Genomic DNA, 19,267 nt, shown 5'->3' on the forward strand with positions numbered 1-19,267 from the left:
ATGACGACAGCCAAAGACATCATGAAGCAGATCAAGGACAACGACGTGAAGTTCGTAGACCTGCGCTTCACCGATCCGCGGGGCAAGCTGCAGCATGTGACGATGGATGTCGCCGAGGTTGAGGAAGACATGTTCGCCGACGGCGTCATGTTCGACGGCTCCTCGATCGCCGGCTGGAAGGCGATCAACGAGTCCGACATGGTGCTGATGCCGGATACCGACACCGTCCACATGGACCCGTTCTTCGCCCAGTCGACCATGGTCATCCTGTGCGACATCCTCGATCCGATCTCGGGCGAGGCCTATAACCGCGACCCGCGCGGCACGGCCAAGAAGGCCGAGGCCTACATGAAGTCCGAAGGCATCGGCGACCAGGTCTTCGTCGGCCCGGAAGCCGAGTTCTTCGTGTTCGACGACGTCAAGTACAAGGCCGATCCGTACAACACCGGCTTCCGCCTCGACTCGACCGAACTGCCGTCCAATGACGACACCGATTACGAGACGGGCAATCTCGGCCATCGTCCGCGCACCAAGGGCGGCTATTTCCCTGTGCCGCCGGTCGATTCCTGCCAGGACATGCGCTCGGAAATGCTGACCGTGCTCGCCGAGATGGGCGTGCGCGTCGAGAAGCACCACCACGAGGTCGCCGCCGCCCAGCACGAGCTCGGCATCAAGTTCGACACGCTGGTTCGCAATGCCGACAAGATGCTGATCTACAAGTATGTCGTGCACCAGGTCGCCAACGCCTATGGCAAGACGGCCACCTTCATGCCGAAGCCGGTGTTCGGCGACAACGGCTCGGGCATGCACGTGCACCAGTCGATCTGGAAGGGCGGCAAGCCGACTTTCGCCGGCAACGAATATGCCGGCCTGTCGGAAACCTGCCTGTTCTACATCGGGGGCATCATCAAGCACGCCAAGGCGATCAACGCCTTCACCAATCCGCTCACCAACTCCTACAAGCGCCTGGTGCCGGGCTATGAAGCGCCGGTGCTGCTCGCCTATTCGGCGCGCAACCGTTCGGCATCCTGCCGCATTCCGTTCGGCTCGTCACCGAAGTCGAAGCGCGTCGAGGTCCGCTTTCCCGATCCGGGCGCGAACCCCTATCTCGGCTTCGCGGCCATGCTGATGGCCGGCCTCGACGGCATCAAGAACAAGATCCATCCGGGACAGCCGATGGACAAGGACCTCTACGACCTGCCGCCGAAGGAATTGAAGAAGATCCCGACCGTCTGCGGCTCGCTGCGCGAAGCGTTGCAGAACCTCGACAAGGACCGCGGCTTCCTGAAAGCCGGCGGCGTCTTCGACGACGACCAGATCGACAGCTATATCGAGCTGAAGATGGCCGAAGTCATGCGCTTCGAGATGACGCCGCACCCGATCGAGTACGACATGTACTATTCGGTCTAACACTCTGATCGAATAGAAAATTCAGCCCTTGGAGGGTTCGCCTTCCAGGGGTTTTTTATTTGCGGCGCGACTTGCTTCGACCGCAGTTGTGCGCCCTGGTGGATTTGGCCCTCAATGGGAAAGCCCATGCCGCCGTCAGGCGACGGAGGAGGCGTGCTCAACGCATTGATCGCCAATGCCGACATGATCGGCCGCGACGGCAACCGTACCCCCTGCCCCGCCGCTTGCCAAGGTGGTCGCAGCGCTCAAATCGCGTGGTGTTATCGCCGGCCGACGGCGGCTCTCTGGCCGGCATAGCCACGCAAAAAAGCCCCAGAGTTTCCGCCGGGGCTTTTTTGATCGTCGTTGGTCTGGCGCGGACTGCCGCCCACGCCACCAAAGGAATCAGGCGGCCGCCGAAACCTTCGCGTCGGTCGGCACCTGCGAGATCGTCTTCAGGACCTGCGAGGCGATCTGGTAGGGGTCGCCCTGCGAGTTCGGGCGGCGATCTTCCAGATAGCCCTTGTAATCGTTCTTGACGAAGGAGTGCGGCACGCGGATCGAGGCACCACGGTCGGCGACGCCGTAGGAGAACTTGTTCCACGGCGCGGTCTCGTGCTTGCCGGTCAGGCGCTTGTCGTTGTCCGGACCGTAGACGGCGATGTGGTCCATCAGGTTCTTGTCGAATTGCGCCATCAGCGCCTCGAAATAAGCCTTGCCGCCCACCTCGCGCATATAGGCGGTCGAGAAGTTGCAGTGCATGCCCGAGCCGTTCCAGTCGGTGTCGCCGAGCGGCTTGCAGTGGAATTCGATGTCGATGCCGTATTTCTCGGTCAGGCGCTGCAGCAGATAGCGGGCCATCCACATCTGATCAGCGGCCTTCTTGGAGCCCTTGCCGAAGATCTGGAACTCCCACTGGCCTTTGGCCACTTCGGCGTTGATGCCTTCGTGATTGATGCCGGCGGCCAGGCACTGGTCGAGATGCTCCTCGACGATCTGGCGCGCGACCGAGCCGACGTTCTTGTAGCCGACACCGGTATAGTAAGGACCCTGCGGGGCCGGATAGCCAGTCTCGGGGAAGCCGAGCGGACGGCCATCCTTGTAGAAGAAATACTCCTGCTCGAAGCCGAACCAAGCGCCTTCGTCATCGAGGATGGTGGCGCGCTTGTTGGAGACATGCGGCGTCACGCCATCCGGCATCATCACTTCGCAAAGCACCAGCACGCCGTTGGTGCGGGCCGGATCCGGGTACACGGCAACGGGCTTCAGCACGCAGTCGGAGCTATGGCCCTCGGCCTGGTTCGTGGAGGAGCCGTCGAAGCCCCACAGCGGCAGCTGCTCGAGCGTCGGGAACTCGGCAAATTCCTTGATCTGGGTCTTGCCGCGCAGGCTGGGGGTCGGGACGTATCCGTCGAGCCAGATATACTCGAGCTTGTATTTGGTCATTCTAGAGCCTCTCGTTGCTTGGACGCCGCGCATAGCGGTATCGACGCATGGCCGGACCGAGCCGGCCTGCCGATCGTTAAAAAGCAATTCGTGTGCCACTCTCCTCACCTTGGATGCGGCAAAATGGTCAAGGGAGAAGCGTTGAATCTGTTGAGCCGCCTCAGCAATGCGCGGCAATCGTTCAGGCCCGAGTTCTGCATAAATAATATGCAAATACTGATCTTTTTGTGGGCATATTGCCTAATTGACTCGCAGAACCTATCTTGGGAAAAGTTGAATCGAAAAGCTCCTGGAAACAGAAGGGAGGCCGCCAATGGAAGTCACCACGTCCCGTCAGTCGGCAAAGATTATGATGTTCCCGCTTGCAGGCCGGATGTCTGCCTCAAATTTAGGCGCCAAGGCCAAATTCGCGGCAGAGCTTGCCTCACTGCGCAATACGCACGCCGATTTCGACGGCTGGTACCACGAGGCGGCGATCGAGGAAGAAAACCAGCAGCGCAAGAGCTGACCAGCCTTTCCAGTTCGGCATGAAAAAGCCCGGCGCGATCGCTCGCGCCGGGCTTTTTGCAGATGATCGATCGTGTCTACTGCTTGGCGTGCAGGTCGGTGCCGAGCGTGTCCCTGACGAAGATCATGCCGATGATCAGCGACATCGCCGCGATCAGCACCGGGTACCAGAGGCCGTAGTAGATGTCGCCCTTATAGGCGCTGAGCGCGAACACCGTCGCCGGCAGCAGGCCGCCGAACCAGCCATTGCCGATATGGTATGGCAGCGACATGCCGGTGTAGCGGATGCGGGTTGGGAACATCTCGACCAGGATCGCGGCGATCGGCCCGTAGACCATGGTCACGAACACCACCAGGATGAACAGGATGCCGATGGTCACCGGCCAGTTGATGGCCGCCGGATCGGCGAACATGGCGAAGGGACCGCCGTCCGGAATGTTGTAGACGGTGATCTCGGCAGCGTTGGCTGCCTCATCCTTGGTCAGCAGCTTGTCGGTGATCGCCTTGTCGGTTGGAACCGTCGCCTTCTCGCCGCCGCGGATCGCGGCCGCATCGAGCTTCAGTTCGGGATTGGCCGCGATGAAGGCGTCGAGCTTCTGATCCGCCATCTTGATCGCGGCGCGCTTCAACGGATAGCCGCCGTCCCGCAGCGATATGTTGACTGCCTTCTGGAAGGCGGCCTCCTTGGCCTTGGCCTGATCGCCGGCAGCAACGGCATCGTAGGACGGGACCGTTTCGTTGCCGATCTTGACGGTGGCCGCGGTTCCGGGCGCGGCTGTCGTCACCACATCATAGGGCACCGAGTTCTTGGTCAGGAACGAGGTCGCGATATCGCAGGATGTCGTGAACTTCGCCGTGCCGACCGGGTTGAACTGGAACCTGCAGTCGCCGGGTGCCGCGGTCACCGTCGCGCGCGTATTCTGCTGCGCGGTGGCCAAAGCCGGATTGGCGGCCCAGGTCAGCGCCTTGAACAGCGGGAAGGTGCAGACGATTCCCAAAGCGAGGCCGGCCATGATGATTGGCTTGCGGCCGATCCTGTCGGAGAGCCAGCCGAACACGACGAAGAAGATCGAGCCGACGGCCAGCGCAATCGCAATCATGATGTTGACCGACTGTGCGTCGACCTTCAGCACGTTCGTCAGGAAGAACAGCGCGTAGAACTGGCCGTTATACCAGATCACAGCCTGGCCTGCGGTGAGGCCGAGCAGCGCGAGCAATGCGATCTTGGCGTTCTTCCACTGGCCGAAGGCTTCAGACAGCGGCGCCTTGGAGCCCTTGCCCTCCTCCTTCATGCGCTGGAAGGTCGGCGATTCCGAGAGCGACAGCCGGATCCAGACTGAAATGGCAAGCAGCAGGAAGGAGACGATGAAGGGAATGCGCCAGCCCCAGGAAGCGTAGGTTTCCTTGCTGAGCGAACCCTGCACGCTCAGGATGACGAGCAGCGACAGGAACAGGCCGAGCGTCGCCGTCGTCTGGATCCAGGACGTGTAGTAGCCGCGGCGATCGTCCGGCGCGTGCTCGGCGACATAGGTCGCAGCACCGCCATATTCGCCGCCGAGCGCCAGGCCCTGCAGCATGCGCAGCCCGATCAGGATCACGGGGGCTGCAATGCCCCAACTGGCATAGCCGGGCAGCAGGCCGACCAGGAAGGTCGAAAGGCCCATGATCGTCATGGTGACGAGGAAGGTGTATTTGCGGCCGACCAGGTCGCCGATGCGGCCGAACACCAGCGCGCCGAACGGGCGGACGAGGAAGCCGGCGGCAAAGGCCAAGAGCGCGAAGATGTTGCGCGTCGCCTCGGGGATGGTCGGGCTGAAGAAGGTCGCGCCGATGAAGGCGGCCAACGAGCCGTAAAGATAGAAATCGTACCATTCGAAAACGGTGCCGAGCGAGGAGGCGAAGATGACCTTCTTTTCCTCCCGCGTCATGCCGCGGCTTGTTCTGCCGGCGGTCGAAACCATTGCCATTGCTGTATCCTCCCGTGGATCCCGTCTGTCCTCGATGGCTGCGCGCCACCCGTCCGCAACTGCTCCGGACGCGGACTCGAAAAACGCCGCCAACGAGGGAAAAAATGGCAGAAAGCGCCGCCAAAAGGCACCAAGACGATGGGATTATGACTTTCGTATTAGGTGCAGTGCGGGAGCGGAGCGCGGCACTTGGAGTGTCTCGTCTCTAGTGGATCGTCGATCCCGCCAAGTTTCTACCCAATTTTGGACGGAAAACCGCTGCGCACTTTTCCTGGAATTGCTTTCTTGTCCTGCACAATTCCGGACGGAAAACCGCGGCACACTTCTCTTGGAATTGCTCTGTTTCTTTGCCGCAATTCCGGACGGAAAACCGCTGCCCGCTTTTCCTGGAATTGCTCTAGGCCTGCAGCGCTTCGAGCAGGCTGACCGCCGCCATCATGTCGCGCTTGCGGGCCGAGCGGCGAGCAACGGCCTCGGCATCCTGGCCCCAATGCTCGATCTGCCAGTCCTCGTCGACATGGCCGGCGGTCCAGGCTTCCTCGCCGTCGAGCTCGCCGAAATCGACGGCCAGCGCAAGCAGCGCCGATCCGGTCAGCGCGGTCATGACATGGATGGCGGCCAGACGCATCGGCTCGACGCGTTGGGCAAGATGGGCGCCGAGGACGGCGATCGTCTCGCGCGGCTGGTCGACATGGATAACGCCCTCGGCAAGATTGAAGCGCGCGCCAAGGCGGCTTCTCGCCCAATCGAGCACCGGATCCCAGAGCTTGTTCTGGCGGTCGACCAGCCCTTGCGGGCCGTCGGCGCGGTAGCAGAGCAGGTCCGACGAAGCGAAGCGCAGGACATCCTCGAGCACCGCTTGCGGGTCGCTGGCGACGCCGTCAATGGCCGTGTTGGCAAGACGCATGACCGGCATGGTCACGGGGTCGATGACCTCGCCCTGCGCGGAAAACTCGTCAGCCACCAGCTGCGCCGCTCTGTCGGTCGGCAGCACAAGCAGCGCCTTGCCCGGCGTGCGAACCGGCCTGCCGTCGAGATGGACGGCAAAGCCGCCTTCGGCCGGCACGACCGAGACGGTCTTGTAGAAACGCTTCGGCAGCGGCGTCTTCATCTGGATCTGGGCGCGGCGCACCGGATCGGGATCGGAAAGCAGCTTTCCCGCTTCAAGGTCCTCGAGAATGTCGCGCATGTCGAACTCCTTACACCGTAGGCTGCCTGCGCGCCGTGCGATTGACGATGATCAGCCCCGCGGCGATCAGGGCGAGCGCCAGGAAAATCCTGATCGTCAGCGGCTCGCCCAACAGCACCGCGCCGCACAGAACGCCGAACACCGGCGACAGGAAGGCGAAGCTCGACAGGCCCGCTGCCGGGTAGCGCGTGAGCAGCCAGAACCACAAAACATAGGTGAAAGCGACGATATAGAAAGACTGGAACATCAATGCCAATGTCGGCAACCCGGCGATCTCGCGGATCGGCGGGCCGGCGAACGGCATCACCAGGGCGCCGACGACGGCCGCGCCCGCCAGCTGATAGAGCAAGAGCTTCTCGGCGCTGGTCCCGGCCAGTTTCGACCGCTTGATGACGATGCTGGTCAATGCCCACAGGATGCCGGCGCCGAGGCTCAGCAGATCGCCCGTCAACGTCGCGTCATCGCCGGCAACGATGCCGTCGGAGAACACGGCCACCAGGCCGCAAAAGGCCAGCACAAGTCCGCCGAGCTTGCGCGTGGTGATGTGCTCGCCGAGCAGGAAGTGGCCGCCGACCAGCACCCAGAACGGCATGGTGTTGACCAACAGCGTGTTGCGGGCAACGGTCGTGTGCTCTAGCCCGATATAGAGAAACAGGAACTCGACACCGAAGAGCAGGCCCGCGGCAATGCCGGCGATCAACGTCCCGTCCGCTTCGAACAGCTTGATGCCGCGCAGCCGGCACCAGCCGAACACACACAGCCCGCCAAGGATGGAGCGCGCGATCGATACGAAAACCGGATCGTACCCGGCATAAGAGACCTTGGCGGCGACGTAGTTCAGCCCCCAGGACAGTGTCAGCCCGACCATGATGGCGGCTGCCGCCATGTCGACCGCATCGCGGCGGTCGAGCGTATCGGTGGTGCCACTCAATTGTCGTCCTCCGCGCTCTGCTCGTCGAAGCCGAGCAGGTTCCAGCTCTGGCGCATATGAGGGGGCATTGGCGCGACGACATCGATGACGCCCTGATCGGGATGCGGGATGATGATGCGGCGAGCATGAAGATGCAGCCGGTTCTGGATGCCGCCCGGAAATTCCCAGTTGGTGTCGGCCTCGAAATATTTGGGGTCGCCGATGATCGGGCAGCCGATATGGGCAGCGTGGACGCGTAGCTGGTGCGTGCGGCCGGTGTAGGGCTCCATCTCCAGCCAGGACAGCGACTGCGCCGCCTGCTCGACGATGCGGTAGTAAGACACGGCATGGTCGGCGCCCTTCTCGCCATGCTTGGCGATGCGCACGCGGTCGCCGTCGGGTGTCTGCTCCTTGACCAGCCAGGTCGAGATCTTGTCCTCGCGCTTCGGCGGCACGCCCTTGACCAGCGCCCAATAGGTCTTCTTCGTTTCGCGCGCCCGGAACGCTTCCGAAAGTTTCATGGCCGCAAGACGGGTGCGGGCAACGACCAGCACGCCGGAGGTGTCGCGGTCGAGGCGGTGGACCAAGCGCGGCTTCTCGCCCTTCTGGTTGCGCCAGGCCTCCAGCATGTCGTCGACATTGCGTGTGACGCCGGAGCCGCCCTGCACGGCTAGGCCCGCCGGCTTGTTGAAGACGAAGACCTTTGGGTCCTCGTGCAGCAGCATCTTGGCCAGCACATCGGCATCGCCTTGGTTGCGGATCGAATGGCCGGTGAGCAGGGCATCGCCCTTCTTGTCGACATCGAGCGGCGGGATGCGGACGGTCTGTCCGGGCTCGACGCGCGTGTCGGCCTTCACCCGGCCACCGTCGACGCGAACCTGGCCGGAGCGCAGCAACTTCTGCAGATGGCCGAAGCCGAGGCCCGGATAGTGGACTTTGAACCAGCGGTCGAGCCGCATGCCCGCCTCGCCAGCCTCCACCGTGATTTGTTCAACGCCTGCCATGGATACGCTTTTCCGTTTGAAAGCGGCGCCATAGCACTAAGGCAGGCATCTTGCGAGCCAAAGACCCAGATGACCGCAAAGATCGCCCCAAAAGACCCTGCCGCGGATCGAGCCCGCGCGGGCGCGCGGCGAAGTTTCAGTTCGCGGCCGCCTTCTTCGGCTTCGCTGAGCCGATCATCTTCCAGTTCTTGTAGAAGACGGAATTGATGCGCTCGACGCTGACCGAAACGATTGCCAGAAGCCCCGCGATCAGGCCCGGGAACGGAGACGGGCGGATGATGTCGACGAAGACGCAGTAGCGGCGGCCGTCATATTCATTGACAGAGCGATGGAACAGCGTGTCGTCGAAGATGAACAGCGGATTGTCGTACCAATAATTCTTCTTGCTGCCGCACTGGACGAAGATCTCAGCCTTCACCGGAATCAGGTTGTAGAGGATGCGCAGGCTGAGCCTGAGCGGTCCGAAATGCCACGAGGTCGATTCGCGGCCGCTGAACACCGAGACGGCGATCGTCTTGATGTATTTGAAATCCTTGTTGAATTCCGGAACGTTGTCGATCTTGTGCTTGCCGTACCACTGGTAGACATACATGCCGCGCCGGCCGGTGCCGAAATTGGCGTCGATGTCGGCGATGATCTCATGCTTGCGCGCCTTGAAAACGCCGAGCACCTCGTTGATCTCACGCTGATAGTCTTCCGGAAACTGGTCAAGTTTCCAGACGCCGTGGTTCCTGTAGCAGAGAAGGTCCACAATCAGGTTGAAGGGCGAAAGCAGCCAGGTGAACAGGCCGTTGCCGAGGAAATAGCGATCGAAGAGCTTCTGGTTCTTCTCGTCATTGCGCATGACGTCGATCATGCCGCAGACGATGAAGATCGCGGTCAGGATCGGGATGAAGTAGAAGCCGAGCGCAAGAAGCAGGACTGCAATCGCAGCCTTACGAAGGGTCTTAACAGTTTGCTTTGTCATAATCTTTCGCGCGGGAGCGCGATCCTGTCCGCATGAGCCAAATCACGGCGACCCCCGCCAGCCGTGTTGCTTCATAGGATTTTTCCCACTGTCGCACAATCTGGATCAGGTTTGCCCGCTCACGATTGCACCAGCACTTCGACTTTGATGGTTGTGCCGCGAAGCTTCAGTGCGAAGCATCTGGCTCGCCGGCCGCACAGCCGACTACTCCCGCTCTTTGCGCAGCTTTGCCCAGTATTCGAGCCGTTTTCGGATATCGCGCTCGAAGCCACGTTCGGGCGGATCGTAGAAGGTGCGGCGGCCCATCTTTTCCGGGAAATAGTCCTGTCCGGAAAAGGCATCCGGCTCGTCGTGGTCGTAGCGGTAGCCGGCGCCGTAATCCTCGTCCTTCATCAGCTTGGTCGGCGCGTTGAGGATGTGCTTGGGCGGCAAGAGCGAACCGAACTCCTTGGCCGCTTGCGTCGCCGCCTTGAAGGCGGTGTAGACGGCGTTCGACTTCGGCGCTGTGGCGAGGTAGACGGCGGCCTCGGCGAAGGCGAGCTCGCCCTCCGGAGAGCCGAGATAGTCATAGGCGTCCTTGGCGGCATTGGCGACGACCAGTGCCTGCGGATCGGCAAGCCCGATATCCTCCACCGCCATGCGCACCAGCCGGCGGCCGAGATAGAGCGGATCCTCTCCGGCATCGAACATGCGCGCAAGGTAATAGAGCGCCGCATCGGGATCGGATCCGCGCACCGATTTATGCAGCGCCGAGATCAGGTTGTAATGGCCGTCCTGGCCCTTGTCGTAGATCGGCGCGCGGCGCTGGATGACGCGCTGCAGACCCTCCGGCCCGAACACCTCGCCGGGCTTGGCGGCGCGCCAGACCTCTTCGGCCAGCGTCAGCGAGGCGCGGCCGTCGCCGTCGCTCATACGGATGAGCATGGCGCGCGCCTCTTTGTCGAGCGGTAGCGCCCTGCCCTCCGTCTCCTCCGCGCGCGCCAGTAGCTTTTCGATGCTCTCCTCGCCCAGCGAATGGAACACCAGCACCCGCGCACGGGACAAAAGCGCGGCATTCAACTCGAAGGATGGGTTCTCCGTCGTGGCGCCGACCAGCACCACCGTGCCGTCTTCCATCACGGGCAAAAAGCCGTCCTGCTGGGCGCGGTTGAAGCGATGGATCTCATCGACGAAGAGCAGCGTCTGGCGGCCATTGGCGCGGCGCAGCTTCGCCGCCTCGAACACTTTCTTCAGGTCGGCGACACCGGAAAACACCGCCGATATCTGCTCGAAGGCAAGGTGGGTTTCGCCGGCGAGCAGCCGCGCCACCGTCGTCTTGCCGGTACCGGGCGGGCCCCAGAAGATCATCGAGCCGAGCGAGCCGGAATTGATCAGCCGCGTCAGCGCCCCATCGGGCCCGGTCAGGTGCTCCTGGCCGACGACCTCGCCAAGGTTTTTCGGGCGCAACCGGTCGGCCAGCGGCCGGCCGGGCGGCACCTTCTCCGGTTCATCGGCACTGAACAGGTCAGCCATGCTCAATCTTCGGGTTGGAGCGCGACCCTCGGGATCGGGCTCAGTAACGCAACACCTGGCGCAGTGTCTGCCCGCCGCGCTCGACGGTAAAGCGCCACCAGCGGGTGTCCTGCTGGGCAATCTGGGCCAGCGTTGCCGCCGTGTCGATGCTCGTGCCGTTCACTTCGCGCACGATATCGCCCGGCTGGAAGCCGAAATCGGCGGCGGGCGAATCGCGGTTGATGTCGACCACGGTGACACCCTTCAAATCGGTGCGCAGGCCGAGCCGCTGGGCAAGCCGCGGCGACAGTTCCGCCACCTTGGCGCCGGCGAACGGGCTGCGGCCATGCAGCGTCACTTCCGCTGCCTTGGCGCCTTCCGGCGCCCGCTCCAACGGGATTTCCATAGTCGCCTGCTTGCCCTTGCTCAGCACCGCGAAGGTCGCCTTGGAGCCGATCGACAGCGTCGCCATGCGATAGTCCAGCGCCTCGATGCCTTCGACCGGTGTGTTGTTGAGCGACAACACGACGTCGCCGGGCTTGAGCCCCGCCTTGCCGGCAGGCCCTGTGGCGTCGACCGACGAGACCAGCGCGCCGGTCGGCTTCTCCATGCCGAGCGATTCGGCGATCTGCGGCGTAACCGCCTCGAATTCGGCGCCGATGTAGGGCCGCTCGAAGAAGTCGAGGCCGGCCTTGGCTGCGTCTGCGAAGGCTCGCACCATGTTCGACGGAATGGCGAAGCCGATGCCGATCGAGCCGCCGCTGCGGCTGTAGATCGCCGTATTGATGCCGACCAGCTGGCCGCCCATGTTGATCAGCGCACCGCCGGAATTGCCGGGATTGATGGCGGCGTCGGTCTGGATGAAGTAGCCGGAATCCGAGACGCCGATATGGCTGCGGGCAAGTGCTGAAACGATGCCGCTGGTGGTGGTCTGGCCGACGCCGAACGGATTGCCGATGGCGAGCACCAGGTCGCCGACCTCGAGCGCATCGGAATCGCCGATGGCGATCACCGGGAACGGCTTGTCGGCCGAGATCTTGAGCACGGCAAGGTCGAGCGTCTCGTCCTTCAGCATCACCTTGCTGGTGAACTCGCGCCCGTCGGCGGTCGCGACCTTCACCTCGTCGGCGTCCTTGATGACGTGGTAGTTGGTGACGATGACACCGCTCGGATCGACCAGCACGCCGGAGCCGAGCGAGGACTGGGCGCGCGGCTGGGCGCGGCCGAAGAACTCCTCGAAGAAGGGGTCGCCTTCGAAGGGCGAGGTCACTTTGGCGGTCTGCGAGGCGTAGACATTGACCACGGCGGGCGCTGTCTGCTTGACCAGCGGCGCGAAGGAGAGCTGCACCTCCTCGCGGCCGAACGGCACGCGCTTGTCCGGGCCAGAGGTGGAGTTCTGGCCTTCGACGCCGTGCAGCAAATCTGTCAGCACATCGGAAAGGCCTGGGTCTGCCGGTTTGGCGGCGTCTTCTGCCAGAGCCTGTCTCACGGCCGGCGGCGCGGCGACGGCGGCGAGCGCGCAAACTGCAATGAGAAACAGACGTTTGAGGTGCATTCCGAATCCTCCAGATCAGGCGCCATTGTCCCGACGATTGTGCAGAATGAAAGGCTAATGCACGGAAATCAGACGCTTGTCGCGCAAAAGCATAAGCCTACGCGCGAAAATCCGCTCGCTCCGGGGCTCCGCCTTCAAAATGCAAAAGGGGCCCGCAGGCCCCTCGCAGTCCTTCCGAAAACCGGGCCTTACGCGGCCGCGGCTTCCTCGGTGACGCCTTCGGCCTCGAGGCGGGCGCGGTCGGCGGCGCCCTTGGCCGAGGTGTCGCGGTCGACGAACTCGATGACCGCCATGGCGGCATTGTCGCCGTGGCGGAAGCCCGCCTTCATGATGCGCAGGTAGCCGCCGTTGCGAGTGGCGTAGCGCGGGGCGATGGTTTCGAACAGGCGCTTGACGACGCCCTCGTTGCCGATCTGCGCGATCACCTGGCGGCGGGCGTGCAGGTCGCCGCGCTTGCCGAGCGTCACCAGCTTCTCGACGATCGGACGCAGGTCCTTCGCCTTCGGCAGGGTGGTGACGATCTGCTCGTGCTCGATCAGCGAGACGGCAAGGTTGGCAAACATCGACTTGCGATGGCTTACGCTGCGGGCGAACCGGCGGCCTTTAAATCCGTGGCGCATGGCTCTTCTCCTGGTGTTGTGGGCGGTTGGCCCGGCTGTTTCGTTTGGTGAATGGTCAATAGTGAATGGTGAATGGAAGGGCTCTACCACTCCGAGGCCGCCGACCGGCGACCATTCACCATTTCACTATTCTCAATTCACTGCTCAGTATTGATCTTCGTAACGCTTGGCGAGGTCTTCGATGTTTTCCGGCGGCCAGTCCGGCACTTCCATGCCGAGGTGCAGGCCCATGGCCGCCAGCACTTCCTTGATCTCGTTCAGCGACTTGCGGCCGAAGTTCGGGGTGCGCAGCATCTCGGCTTCGGTTTTCTGGATCAGGTCGCCGATATAGACGATGTTGTCGTTCTTCAGGCAGTTGGCCGAACGCACCGAAAGCTCGAGCTCGTCGACCTTCTTGAGCAGCGCCGGGTTGAAGGCGAGCTCGGTGACGGCCTCGGTGGCGACTTCCTTCTGCGGCTCGTCGAAGTTGACGAACAGGCTGAGCTGGTCCTGCAGGATGCGGGCGGCGAAAGCCACCGCGTCCTCGCCCGAGATCGAACCGTCGGTCTCGATGGTCATGGTCAGCTTGTCATAGTCGAGAACCTGGCCCTCGCGGGTGTTCTCGACCTTGTAGGAGACCTTCTTGACCGGCGAGTAAAGGCTGTCGACCGGGATCAGGCCGATCGGCGCGTCCTCGGCGCGGTTGCGCTCGGCCGGCACGTAGCCCTTGCCGGTGTCGACGGTGAACTCCATGCGGATCTCAGCACCCTCGTCCAGCGTGCAGATGACGTGGTCGGGGTTGAGGATCTCGACGTCGCCGACGGTCTGGATGTCGCCGGAAAGCACGGCGCCCGGGCCCTGCTTGCGCACGACCATGCGCTTGGGACCATCGCCTTCCATGCGGATGGCGATTTCCTTGATGTTGAGCACGATGTCGGTCACGTCCTCGCGCACGCCGGCGATGGACGAGAATTCATGCAGCACGCCGTCGATCTGAACGGCGGTGACGGCCGCGCCGCGCAGCGAAGACAGAAGCACGCGCCGCAGCGCGTTGCCGAGGGTGAGGCCGAAGCCGCGTTCAAGCGGCTCGGCCACCAGCGTGGTCAGCGTCTTCTTCTTCGACGAGAACTCGATCTTGTTCGGCTTGATCAGTTCCTGCCAGTTTTTCTGGATCATGGTGTCTTCCTTCCTTTGACCCGCCACCATCCAATCGTGGCGGGCAGCCTGGAATTGCCGTGGAGGAGCGCCTCGGCGCTCACGCGGCGTTCAAATATTAGACGCGGCGCTTCTTGCGCGGACGGCAGCCATTGTGCGGGATCGGCGTCACATCACGGATCGAGGTGATGGTGAAGCCGGCTGCCTGCAGGGCGCGCAGTGCCGATTCGCGGCCGGAGCCGGGTCCGCAGACCTCGACTTCGAGCATGCGCATGCCGTGTTCCTGGGCCTTCTTGGCCACGTCCTCGGCAGCCATCTGAGCGGCGAACGGGGTCGACTTGCGCGAACCCTTGAAGCCCTGGGCGCCGGCCGACGACCAGGCAATCGAATTGCCCTGCGCGTCGGTGATGGTGATCATCGTGTTGTTGAAGGTCGAATTGACGTGGGCAACGCCCGACGAAATGTTCTTGCGTTCGCGACGGCGAACACGAGCGGCTTCCTTGGCCATGGTAGTCCTTTCAGTTGATCTCGACACCGCCGTAACGCCAGCGGCTCCACCTTTGAGAGCGAGTAGCGAGTAGGGAATAGCGAATAGGGCCCCTACTCGCTAATGGCTACTCGCTATTCGCTCATTTACTTCTTTTTGCCGGCGATCGCCTTGGCCGGGCCCTTGCGGGTGCGCGCATTGGTGTGCGTGCGCTGGCCGCGGACCGGCAGCGAGCGGCGGTGACGCAGGCCGCGGTAGCAACCGAGGTCCATGAGCCGCTTGATGTTCATCGAGACTTCGCGGCGCAGGTCGCCTTCGACCTGGTAGTCGCGGTCGATCGTCTCGCGGATCTGCAGCACTTCCGCGTCGGTCAGCTGGTTGACGCGGCGGTCTGCCGGGATGCCGACCTTGTCGACGATCTCCTGGGCAAACTTCTTGCCGATGCCGTGAATGTACTGAAGCGCAATGACGACGCGCTTGTTGGTCGGAATGTTGACGCCGGCTATACGGGCCATCTCTTCTCATCTCCATTTGGGCCGGATAACCCGGCGCTTTAAGTTGCCCCGCGTCCGGTGGAGGCCGGCCCTTGCGGGAGTTTCCTGGTTCAAAGCAACTGCCTTGCCCTTGCGGGCAAGCAAACTCCATGCCTGACAGGAAGACGGGCCGCCATACCCCAACGGCTCCCTCCAGTCAAGCGCAATCTTTGCTTGTCGGAACGGCCTACTTCGCCGTCGCCGTGAGCACCTTCTCGATCTCCGCGGTCACCGCGTCGATGCTGGCCATTCCGTCGACGGTTTTCAGCTTGCCTTTGGCGTAATAATAGCCGGTCAGCGGCGCCGTCTTCTTGTAATATTCCCGCAGGCGCTCCTCGAACACCGCCGGGTTGTCGTCCTTGCGCACCGGCTGGCCGGCGGCCTTTGCCTCCTCGGCGCGCTTCACGATTCGTCCGACCAGCGCCTTGTCGTCGACGACCAGCTCGATGACGCTGTCCAGCGCAATGTTGCGCTCGGCAAGCATCGCCTCGACTGCGTCGGCCTGCACCAGCGTGCGCGGATATCCGTCTAGGATGAAGCCCCTGGCGCAATCGGGCTGGTCGATCCGCTCGGCGACGATCGCATTGACGATCGCGTCCGACACCAGCTCGCCGGCATCCATCACCGCCTTGGCCCGCTTGCCGACTTCGGTTCCGGCCTGGACGGCGGCACGCAGCATGTCACCCGTCGAAAGCTGGGGGATGCCGTGTTTGTCTACCAGTCTCTGTGCTTGCGTCCCCTTGCCCGCCCCTGGCGGCCCAAGCAATATCAGCCTCATCTGCTCCTCTTACCCCCGCGCAACTTCGACTTCTTGATCAGGCCCTCATACTGGTGCGCGATCAGGTGACCCTGAATCTGCGCCACCGTGTCGAGCGTGACACTGACCACGATCAGAAGCGATGTGCCACCGAGGTAGAAAGGTACGCCAGTCGCTGAAATCAGGAACTCAGGCAGCAGACACACCAGCACCAGATAGACGGCGCCGATGACGGTGATACGCGTCAGAACATAGTCGATATAATCGGCGGTGCGCTCGCCCGGCCGGTAGCCCGGGATGAAGCCGGAATGCTTCTTGAGCTGGTCGGCCGTGTCCTTCGGATTGAAGACGATCGCCGTGTAGAAGAAGGCGAAGAAGACGATCATCGCCGCGTAGAACGCCATGTAGAGCGGCTGGCCGTGGCCGAGGGAGGCCAGAACGGTGCTCGCCCAGGCCGGCAGATTGGTCGTCTGCGAGAAGCCGGCGACCGTTGCCGGCAGGAGCAGCAGCGAGGAGGCGAAGATCGGCGGGATGACGCCAGAGGTGTTGAGCTTCAGCGGCAGGTGCGAGGTATCGCCCTGGAACATGCGGTTGCCGACCTGGCGCTTCGGATACTGGATGAGCAGGCGTCGCTGCGCGCGTTCGAAGAACACAATCACGCCGATGACAACGACCGCGAGCACGATGATCGCGAGAATGAGGCCCGTGGACAGCGCGCCCGTGCGGCCGAGCTCCAGCGTGCCGGAGATGGCGCGCGGCAGGCCGGCGACGATGCCAGAGAAGATGATCAACGAAATGCCGTTGCCGATGCCGCGCGCGGTGATCTGCTCGCCGAGCCACATCAGGAACATGGTGCCGCCGACGAGCGTCACGACAGTCGAGATGCGGAAGAACATGCCGGGATCGTTGACGATGCCGTTGCCGCCCTCCAGCCCGATCGAAATGCCATAGGCCTGCACCAAAGCGAGCAGCACCGTGCCGTAGCGCGTGTACTGGTTGATGATCTTGCGGCCCTGCTCGCCTTCCTTCTTCAGCGATTCCAGCGACGGGATGACCGAGGTCATCAGCTGCATGATGATCGAGGCGGAGATGTAGGGCATGATGCCGAGCGCAAAGATCGCCATGCGCTGCACGGCGCCGCCGGCAAACATGTTGAACATGCCGAGCACGCCCTTGCTCTGCGAGGAGAAGGCCTGAGCGAAAGCGTCGGGATTGATGCCGGGAAGCGGGATATAGGTGCCGAGGCGGTAGACGAGCAGCGCGCCGATGGTGAACCAGATGCGCTTCTTCAGGTCCTCGGCCTTAGCGAAGGCCGCAAAATTCAGATTGGAGGCTAGTTGTTCAGCAGCCGAAGCCATGCCTGATTTTCTCCGCTAGGTCGCGCTCGATGCCCGCAGCTCAGGCGGCGCGTGTCACCGAAGCTCACGAGATAAGCTCCGGACCGTCAACATGCAAGCGGCCGCGTTGACGCGGCCGCCTAATTGATCAGATCAAAGCGCGGATGGGCGGAAAAAACGAAACCATTCCCGCCGGCCACGCTTCAAATCGCCGTTACTCGGCGACGGCCGTTTCCGGCAGCTTCACCGAACCGCCGGCCTTCTCGATCTTCTCGATCGCCGCCTTGGAGGCGCCGGCGACGTCGAAGGTGAGCTTGGCCTTGAGCTCGCCGTCGGAGAGCACGCGCACGCCATCCTTGGCGCGGCGGATGACGCCGGCGGCAATCAGGGTCTCGGCGGTCACGGTCTCCTTGGCGTCGAGCTTCTTGGCATCGATTGCAGCCTGGATGCGGGCGAGCGACACGACGGTGAAGCTCTTGCCGAACAGGTTGTTGAAGCCGCGCTTCGGCAGGCGCCGGTAGAGCGGCATCTGGCCACCCTCGAAGCCGTTGATGGCGACGCCGGAGCGCGCCTTCTGGCCCTTGACGCCGCGACCGGCGGTCTTGCCCGAGCCGGAGCCGATGCCGCGACCGAGGCGCTTCCTGGAATGCGTGGCGCCGTCCTTGTCACGCAGATCGTTGAGTTTCATCGTTCTTCTCCTGCGCTTCCGTTCAGGCCACGTCCACGACGCGGACGAGATGCTGGACAGCAGCGATCATGCCGCGCACGGAAGGAGTGTCTTCCAGCGTGCGCCGCTTGTGCAACTTGTTGAGGCCGAGGCCGACCAGCGTCGCGCGCTGCTCCTTCGGCCGGCGGATCGGCGAGCCGATCTGCTCGACGGTGATGGTCTTGGTAGCTTTCTTGGCCATGGTCGAAATCCCTGGTCAGCGTCGACTATTCTTCAGCCGCAACGGCGGTGCCGCGGCGGGCCTGAAGGGTCGAATACTTGATGCCGCGCGCGGCAGCCACATCCTTCGGATGCATCTGGCTCTTCAGCGCGTCGAAGGTGGCGCGGACCATGTTGTAGGGGTTCGACGAACCCATCGACTTGGCGACCACGTCATGCATGCCGAGCGTCTCGAAGACGGCGCGCATCGGGCCGCCCGCGATGATGCCGGTACCCTGCTTGGCGGCGCGCAGCAGAACGCGTCCGGCGCCCCAGCGGCCCTCGACGTCGTGATGCAGCGTGCGGCCCGAGCGTAGCGGCACGAAGATCATGTCGCGCTTGGCCGATTCGGTCGCCTTGCGGATCGCCTCCGGCACCTCGCGCGCCTTGCCATGGCCGAAGCCGACGCGGCCCTTCTGGTCGCCGACGACGACGAGTGCGGCAAAGCCGAAGCGACGGCCGCCCTTCACCACCTTGGCGACGCGGTTGATGTGGACGAGCTTGTCCACCATGCCGTCGTCACGCTCTTCGCGTTCACGCTCGCGGCCGCGGCCGCCTTCCCTACGTTCCTGTGCCATATCCTAGTCCTTGTTCTTTTCCGGAAGCACGGGTTGCTGAAATGCCGGCGCCGCTTTTGGGTCGCCGGCGGTTGAAAATCAGAAGCTCAGACCGCCCTCGCGGGCAGCCTCGGCCAGGGCCTTGACGCGACCATGATAGATGTACGGGCCACGGTCGAAGACGACTTCCTTGACGCCGGCCTTCGAAGCGCGCTCGGCGATCAGCTTGCCGACGGCGGCAGCCGCCGCGGTGTCGGCGCCGGTCTTGAGCGAACCCTTGAGGTCCTTCTCAAGCGTCGAAGCGGCGGCCAGCGTGTGGCCCTTGGCGTCGTCGATGACCTGGACGTAGATGTGCTTCGAGGTGCGGTGCACTGAAAGCCGCGGACGCTCGCCGGCGACCTTCTTCAGCTGGCGGCGCACGCGCTGCGCGCGGCGCTGAGTGGTTTCTTTGGGGCTAGCCATAATGTCTGTTCCTTGCCTTCAGAAAACGGG

Annotated in this window: 20 protein-coding genes; 2 read left to right on the forward strand and 18 right to left on the reverse strand. The window is 63.2% G+C overall.

The genetic code is table 11. The annotated features are described in order from the left end of the window. Entirely contained in the window at positions 1–1,410 is a 1,410-nt protein-coding gene (gene glnA, locus RFN28_RS09260) for a type I glutamate--ammonia ligase (protein ID WP_320287071.1), read from the forward strand. Positions 1,411–1,794: 384 nt separating this feature from the next. On the opposite strand, the gene RFN28_RS09265 is transcribed toward glnA, so the two are convergent. Beyond that, positions 1,795–2,835 (reverse strand): glutamine synthetase beta-grasp domain-containing protein, encoded by a 1,041-nt coding sequence (locus RFN28_RS09265; protein ID WP_292323341.1) that lies wholly within the window; start codon positions 2,833–2,835, stop codon positions 1,795–1,797. A 313-nt stretch (positions 2,836–3,148) separates the two neighbouring features. Between RFN28_RS09265 and RFN28_RS09270 the strand changes: the two genes are divergently transcribed. Further along, the gene (locus RFN28_RS09270) at positions 3,149–3,343 is read left to right on the forward strand and encodes a DUF2735 domain-containing protein (RefSeq protein ID WP_320287072.1); all 195 of its coding nucleotides are present in this window, start codon (positions 3,149–3,151) and stop codon (positions 3,341–3,343) included. 76 nt (positions 3,344–3,419) lie between these two features. On the opposite strand, the gene RFN28_RS09275 is transcribed toward RFN28_RS09270, so the two are convergent. The 17 genes from RFN28_RS09275 to rplR all read right to left on the reverse strand — a co-directional run bounded on the left by RFN28_RS09275 (position 3,420) and on the right by rplR (position 19,237). Next, a complete protein-coding gene (locus tag RFN28_RS09275) occupies positions 3,420–5,309 on the reverse strand; it encodes an MFS transporter (RefSeq protein ID WP_320287073.1) in 1,890 nt (629 codons plus the stop codon). Positions 5,310–5,706: 397 nt separating this feature from the next. Beyond that, the gene (locus RFN28_RS09280; protein WP_320287074.1) at positions 5,707–6,498 is read right to left on the reverse strand and encodes an ATP12 family chaperone protein; all 792 of its coding nucleotides are present in this window, start codon (positions 6,496–6,498) and stop codon (positions 5,707–5,709) included. 10 nt (positions 6,499–6,508) lie between these two features. Further along, a complete protein-coding gene (locus RFN28_RS09285; protein WP_320287136.1) occupies positions 6,509–7,384 on the reverse strand; it encodes a DMT family transporter in 876 nt (291 codons plus the stop codon). 41 nt (positions 7,385–7,425) lie between these two features. Then, entirely contained in the window at positions 7,426–8,412 is a 987-nt protein-coding gene (locus RFN28_RS09290; protein WP_320287075.1) for an RluA family pseudouridine synthase, read from the reverse strand. A 136-nt stretch (positions 8,413–8,548) separates the two neighbouring features. Beyond that, entirely contained in the window at positions 8,549–9,379 is an 831-nt protein-coding gene (locus RFN28_RS09295) for an aspartyl/asparaginyl beta-hydroxylase domain-containing protein (protein ID WP_320287076.1), read from the reverse strand. Between the two features lie 204 nt (positions 9,380–9,583). Next, positions 9,584–10,891 (reverse strand): replication-associated recombination protein A, encoded by a 1,308-nt coding sequence (locus RFN28_RS09300; protein ID WP_320287077.1) that lies wholly within the window; start codon positions 10,889–10,891, stop codon positions 9,584–9,586. A gap of 40 nt (positions 10,892–10,931) precedes the next feature. Continuing rightward, positions 10,932–12,425: a DegQ family serine endoprotease gene (locus RFN28_RS09305; RefSeq protein WP_320287078.1), complete on the reverse strand. Its 1,494-nt coding sequence runs from the start codon at positions 12,423–12,425 to the stop codon at positions 10,932–10,934. A gap of 188 nt (positions 12,426–12,613) precedes the next feature. Continuing rightward, on the reverse strand, positions 12,614–13,045 hold the full coding sequence (gene rplQ, locus RFN28_RS09310) for a 50S ribosomal protein L17 (protein ID WP_320287079.1): 432 nt from the start codon (positions 13,043–13,045) through the stop codon (positions 12,614–12,616). 144 nt (positions 13,046–13,189) lie between these two features. Then, the gene (locus RFN28_RS09315; protein ID WP_292117213.1) at positions 13,190–14,200 is read right to left on the reverse strand and encodes a DNA-directed RNA polymerase subunit alpha; all 1,011 of its coding nucleotides are present in this window, start codon (positions 14,198–14,200) and stop codon (positions 13,190–13,192) included. Between the two features lie 97 nt (positions 14,201–14,297). Next, the gene (gene rpsK / locus RFN28_RS09320) at positions 14,298–14,687 is read right to left on the reverse strand and encodes a 30S ribosomal protein S11 (protein WP_006205444.1); all 390 of its coding nucleotides are present in this window, start codon (positions 14,685–14,687) and stop codon (positions 14,298–14,300) included. Positions 14,688–14,812: 125 nt separating this feature from the next. Beyond that, the gene (rpsM, locus tag RFN28_RS09325; RefSeq protein WP_027170351.1) at positions 14,813–15,181 is read right to left on the reverse strand and encodes a 30S ribosomal protein S13; all 369 of its coding nucleotides are present in this window, start codon (positions 15,179–15,181) and stop codon (positions 14,813–14,815) included. A gap of 205 nt (positions 15,182–15,386) precedes the next feature. Continuing rightward, on the reverse strand, positions 15,387–15,977 hold the full coding sequence (locus RFN28_RS09330; RefSeq protein ID WP_320287080.1) for an adenylate kinase: 591 nt from the start codon (positions 15,975–15,977) through the stop codon (positions 15,387–15,389). Next, a complete protein-coding gene (secY, locus tag RFN28_RS09335; protein WP_320287081.1) occupies positions 15,974–17,314 on the reverse strand; it encodes a preprotein translocase subunit SecY in 1,341 nt (446 codons plus the stop codon). The genes RFN28_RS09330 and secY overlap by 4 nt, the downstream gene beginning before the upstream one ends. A gap of 193 nt (positions 17,315–17,507) precedes the next feature. Beyond that, positions 17,508–17,981, reverse strand: a complete 474-nt coding sequence (gene rplO, locus RFN28_RS09340) for a 50S ribosomal protein L15 (protein ID WP_320287082.1) — start codon at positions 17,979–17,981, stop codon at positions 17,508–17,510. Positions 17,982–18,003: 22 nt separating this feature from the next. Further along, on the reverse strand, positions 18,004–18,201 hold the full coding sequence (rpmD, locus tag RFN28_RS09345; RefSeq protein WP_320287083.1) for a 50S ribosomal protein L30: 198 nt from the start codon (positions 18,199–18,201) through the stop codon (positions 18,004–18,006). A 25-nt stretch (positions 18,202–18,226) separates the two neighbouring features. Continuing rightward, positions 18,227–18,796: a 30S ribosomal protein S5 gene (rpsE, locus tag RFN28_RS09350; protein ID WP_027046810.1), complete on the reverse strand. Its 570-nt coding sequence runs from the start codon at positions 18,794–18,796 to the stop codon at positions 18,227–18,229. 78 nt (positions 18,797–18,874) lie between these two features. After that, a complete protein-coding gene (gene rplR / locus RFN28_RS09355; RefSeq protein ID WP_278077413.1) occupies positions 18,875–19,237 on the reverse strand; it encodes a 50S ribosomal protein L18 in 363 nt (120 codons plus the stop codon). Positions 19,238–19,267 lie beyond the last annotated feature (30 nt).

The sequence above is a fragment of the Mesorhizobium album genome, from assembly GCF_033977205.1.
GTDB classification, from domain to species: Bacteria; Pseudomonadota; Alphaproteobacteria; order Rhizobiales; family Rhizobiaceae; genus Mesorhizobium; species Mesorhizobium album.

Bases quoted from the DNA above. Each gene is read 5' to 3' on its own strand.
- glnA (WP_320287071.1), top strand. From the start codon at position 1: ATGACGACAGCCAAAGACATCATGAAGCAGATCAAGGACAACGACGTG.
- RFN28_RS09265 (WP_292323341.1), bottom strand. From the start codon at position 2,835: ATGACCAAATACAAGCTCGAGTATATCTGGCTCGACGGATACGTCCCG.
- RFN28_RS09270 (WP_320287072.1), top strand. From the start codon at position 3,149: ATGGAAGTCACCACGTCCCGTCAGTCGGCAAAGATTATGATGTTCCCG.
- RFN28_RS09275 (WP_320287073.1), bottom strand. From the start codon at position 5,309: ATGGCAATGGTTTCGACCGCCGGCAGAACAAGCCGCGGCATGACGCGG.
- RFN28_RS09280 (WP_320287074.1), bottom strand. From the start codon at position 6,498: ATGCGCGACATTCTCGAGGACCTTGAAGCGGGAAAGCTGCTTTCCGAT.
- RFN28_RS09285 (WP_320287136.1), bottom strand. From the start codon at position 7,384: ATGGCGGCAGCCGCCATCATGGTCGGGCTGACACTGTCCTGGGGGCTG.
- RFN28_RS09290 (WP_320287075.1), bottom strand. From the start codon at position 8,412: ATGGCAGGCGTTGAACAAATCACGGTGGAGGCTGGCGAGGCGGGCATG.
- RFN28_RS09295 (WP_320287076.1), bottom strand. From the start codon at position 9,379: ATGACAAAGCAAACTGTTAAGACCCTTCGTAAGGCTGCGATTGCAGTC.
- RFN28_RS09300 (WP_320287077.1), bottom strand. From the start codon at position 10,891: ATGGCTGACCTGTTCAGTGCCGATGAACCGGAGAAGGTGCCGCCCGGC.
- RFN28_RS09305 (WP_320287078.1), bottom strand. From the start codon at position 12,425: ATGCACCTCAAACGTCTGTTTCTCATTGCAGTTTGCGCGCTCGCCGCC.
- rplQ (WP_320287079.1), bottom strand. From the start codon at position 13,045: ATGCGCCACGGATTTAAAGGCCGCCGGTTCGCCCGCAGCGTAAGCCAT.
- RFN28_RS09315 (WP_292117213.1), bottom strand. From the start codon at position 14,200: ATGATCCAGAAAAACTGGCAGGAACTGATCAAGCCGAACAAGATCGAG.
- rpsK (WP_006205444.1), bottom strand. From the start codon at position 14,687: ATGGCCAAGGAAGCCGCTCGTGTTCGCCGTCGCGAACGCAAGAACATT.
- rpsM (WP_027170351.1), bottom strand. From the start codon at position 15,181: ATGGCCCGTATAGCCGGCGTCAACATTCCGACCAACAAGCGCGTCGTC.
- RFN28_RS09330 (WP_320287080.1), bottom strand. From the start codon at position 15,977: ATGAGGCTGATATTGCTTGGGCCGCCAGGGGCGGGCAAGGGGACGCAA.
- secY (WP_320287081.1), bottom strand. From the start codon at position 17,314: ATGGCTTCGGCTGCTGAACAACTAGCCTCCAATCTGAATTTTGCGGCC.
- rplO (WP_320287082.1), bottom strand. From the start codon at position 17,981: ATGAAACTCAACGATCTGCGTGACAAGGACGGCGCCACGCATTCCAGG.
- rpmD (WP_320287083.1), bottom strand. From the start codon at position 18,201: ATGGCCAAGAAAGCTACCAAGACCATCACCGTCGAGCAGATCGGCTCG.
- rpsE (WP_027046810.1), bottom strand. From the start codon at position 18,796: ATGGCACAGGAACGTAGGGAAGGCGGCCGCGGCCGCGAGCGTGAACGC.
- rplR (WP_278077413.1), bottom strand. From the start codon at position 19,237: ATGGCTAGCCCCAAAGAAACCACTCAGCGCCGCGCGCAGCGCGTGCGC.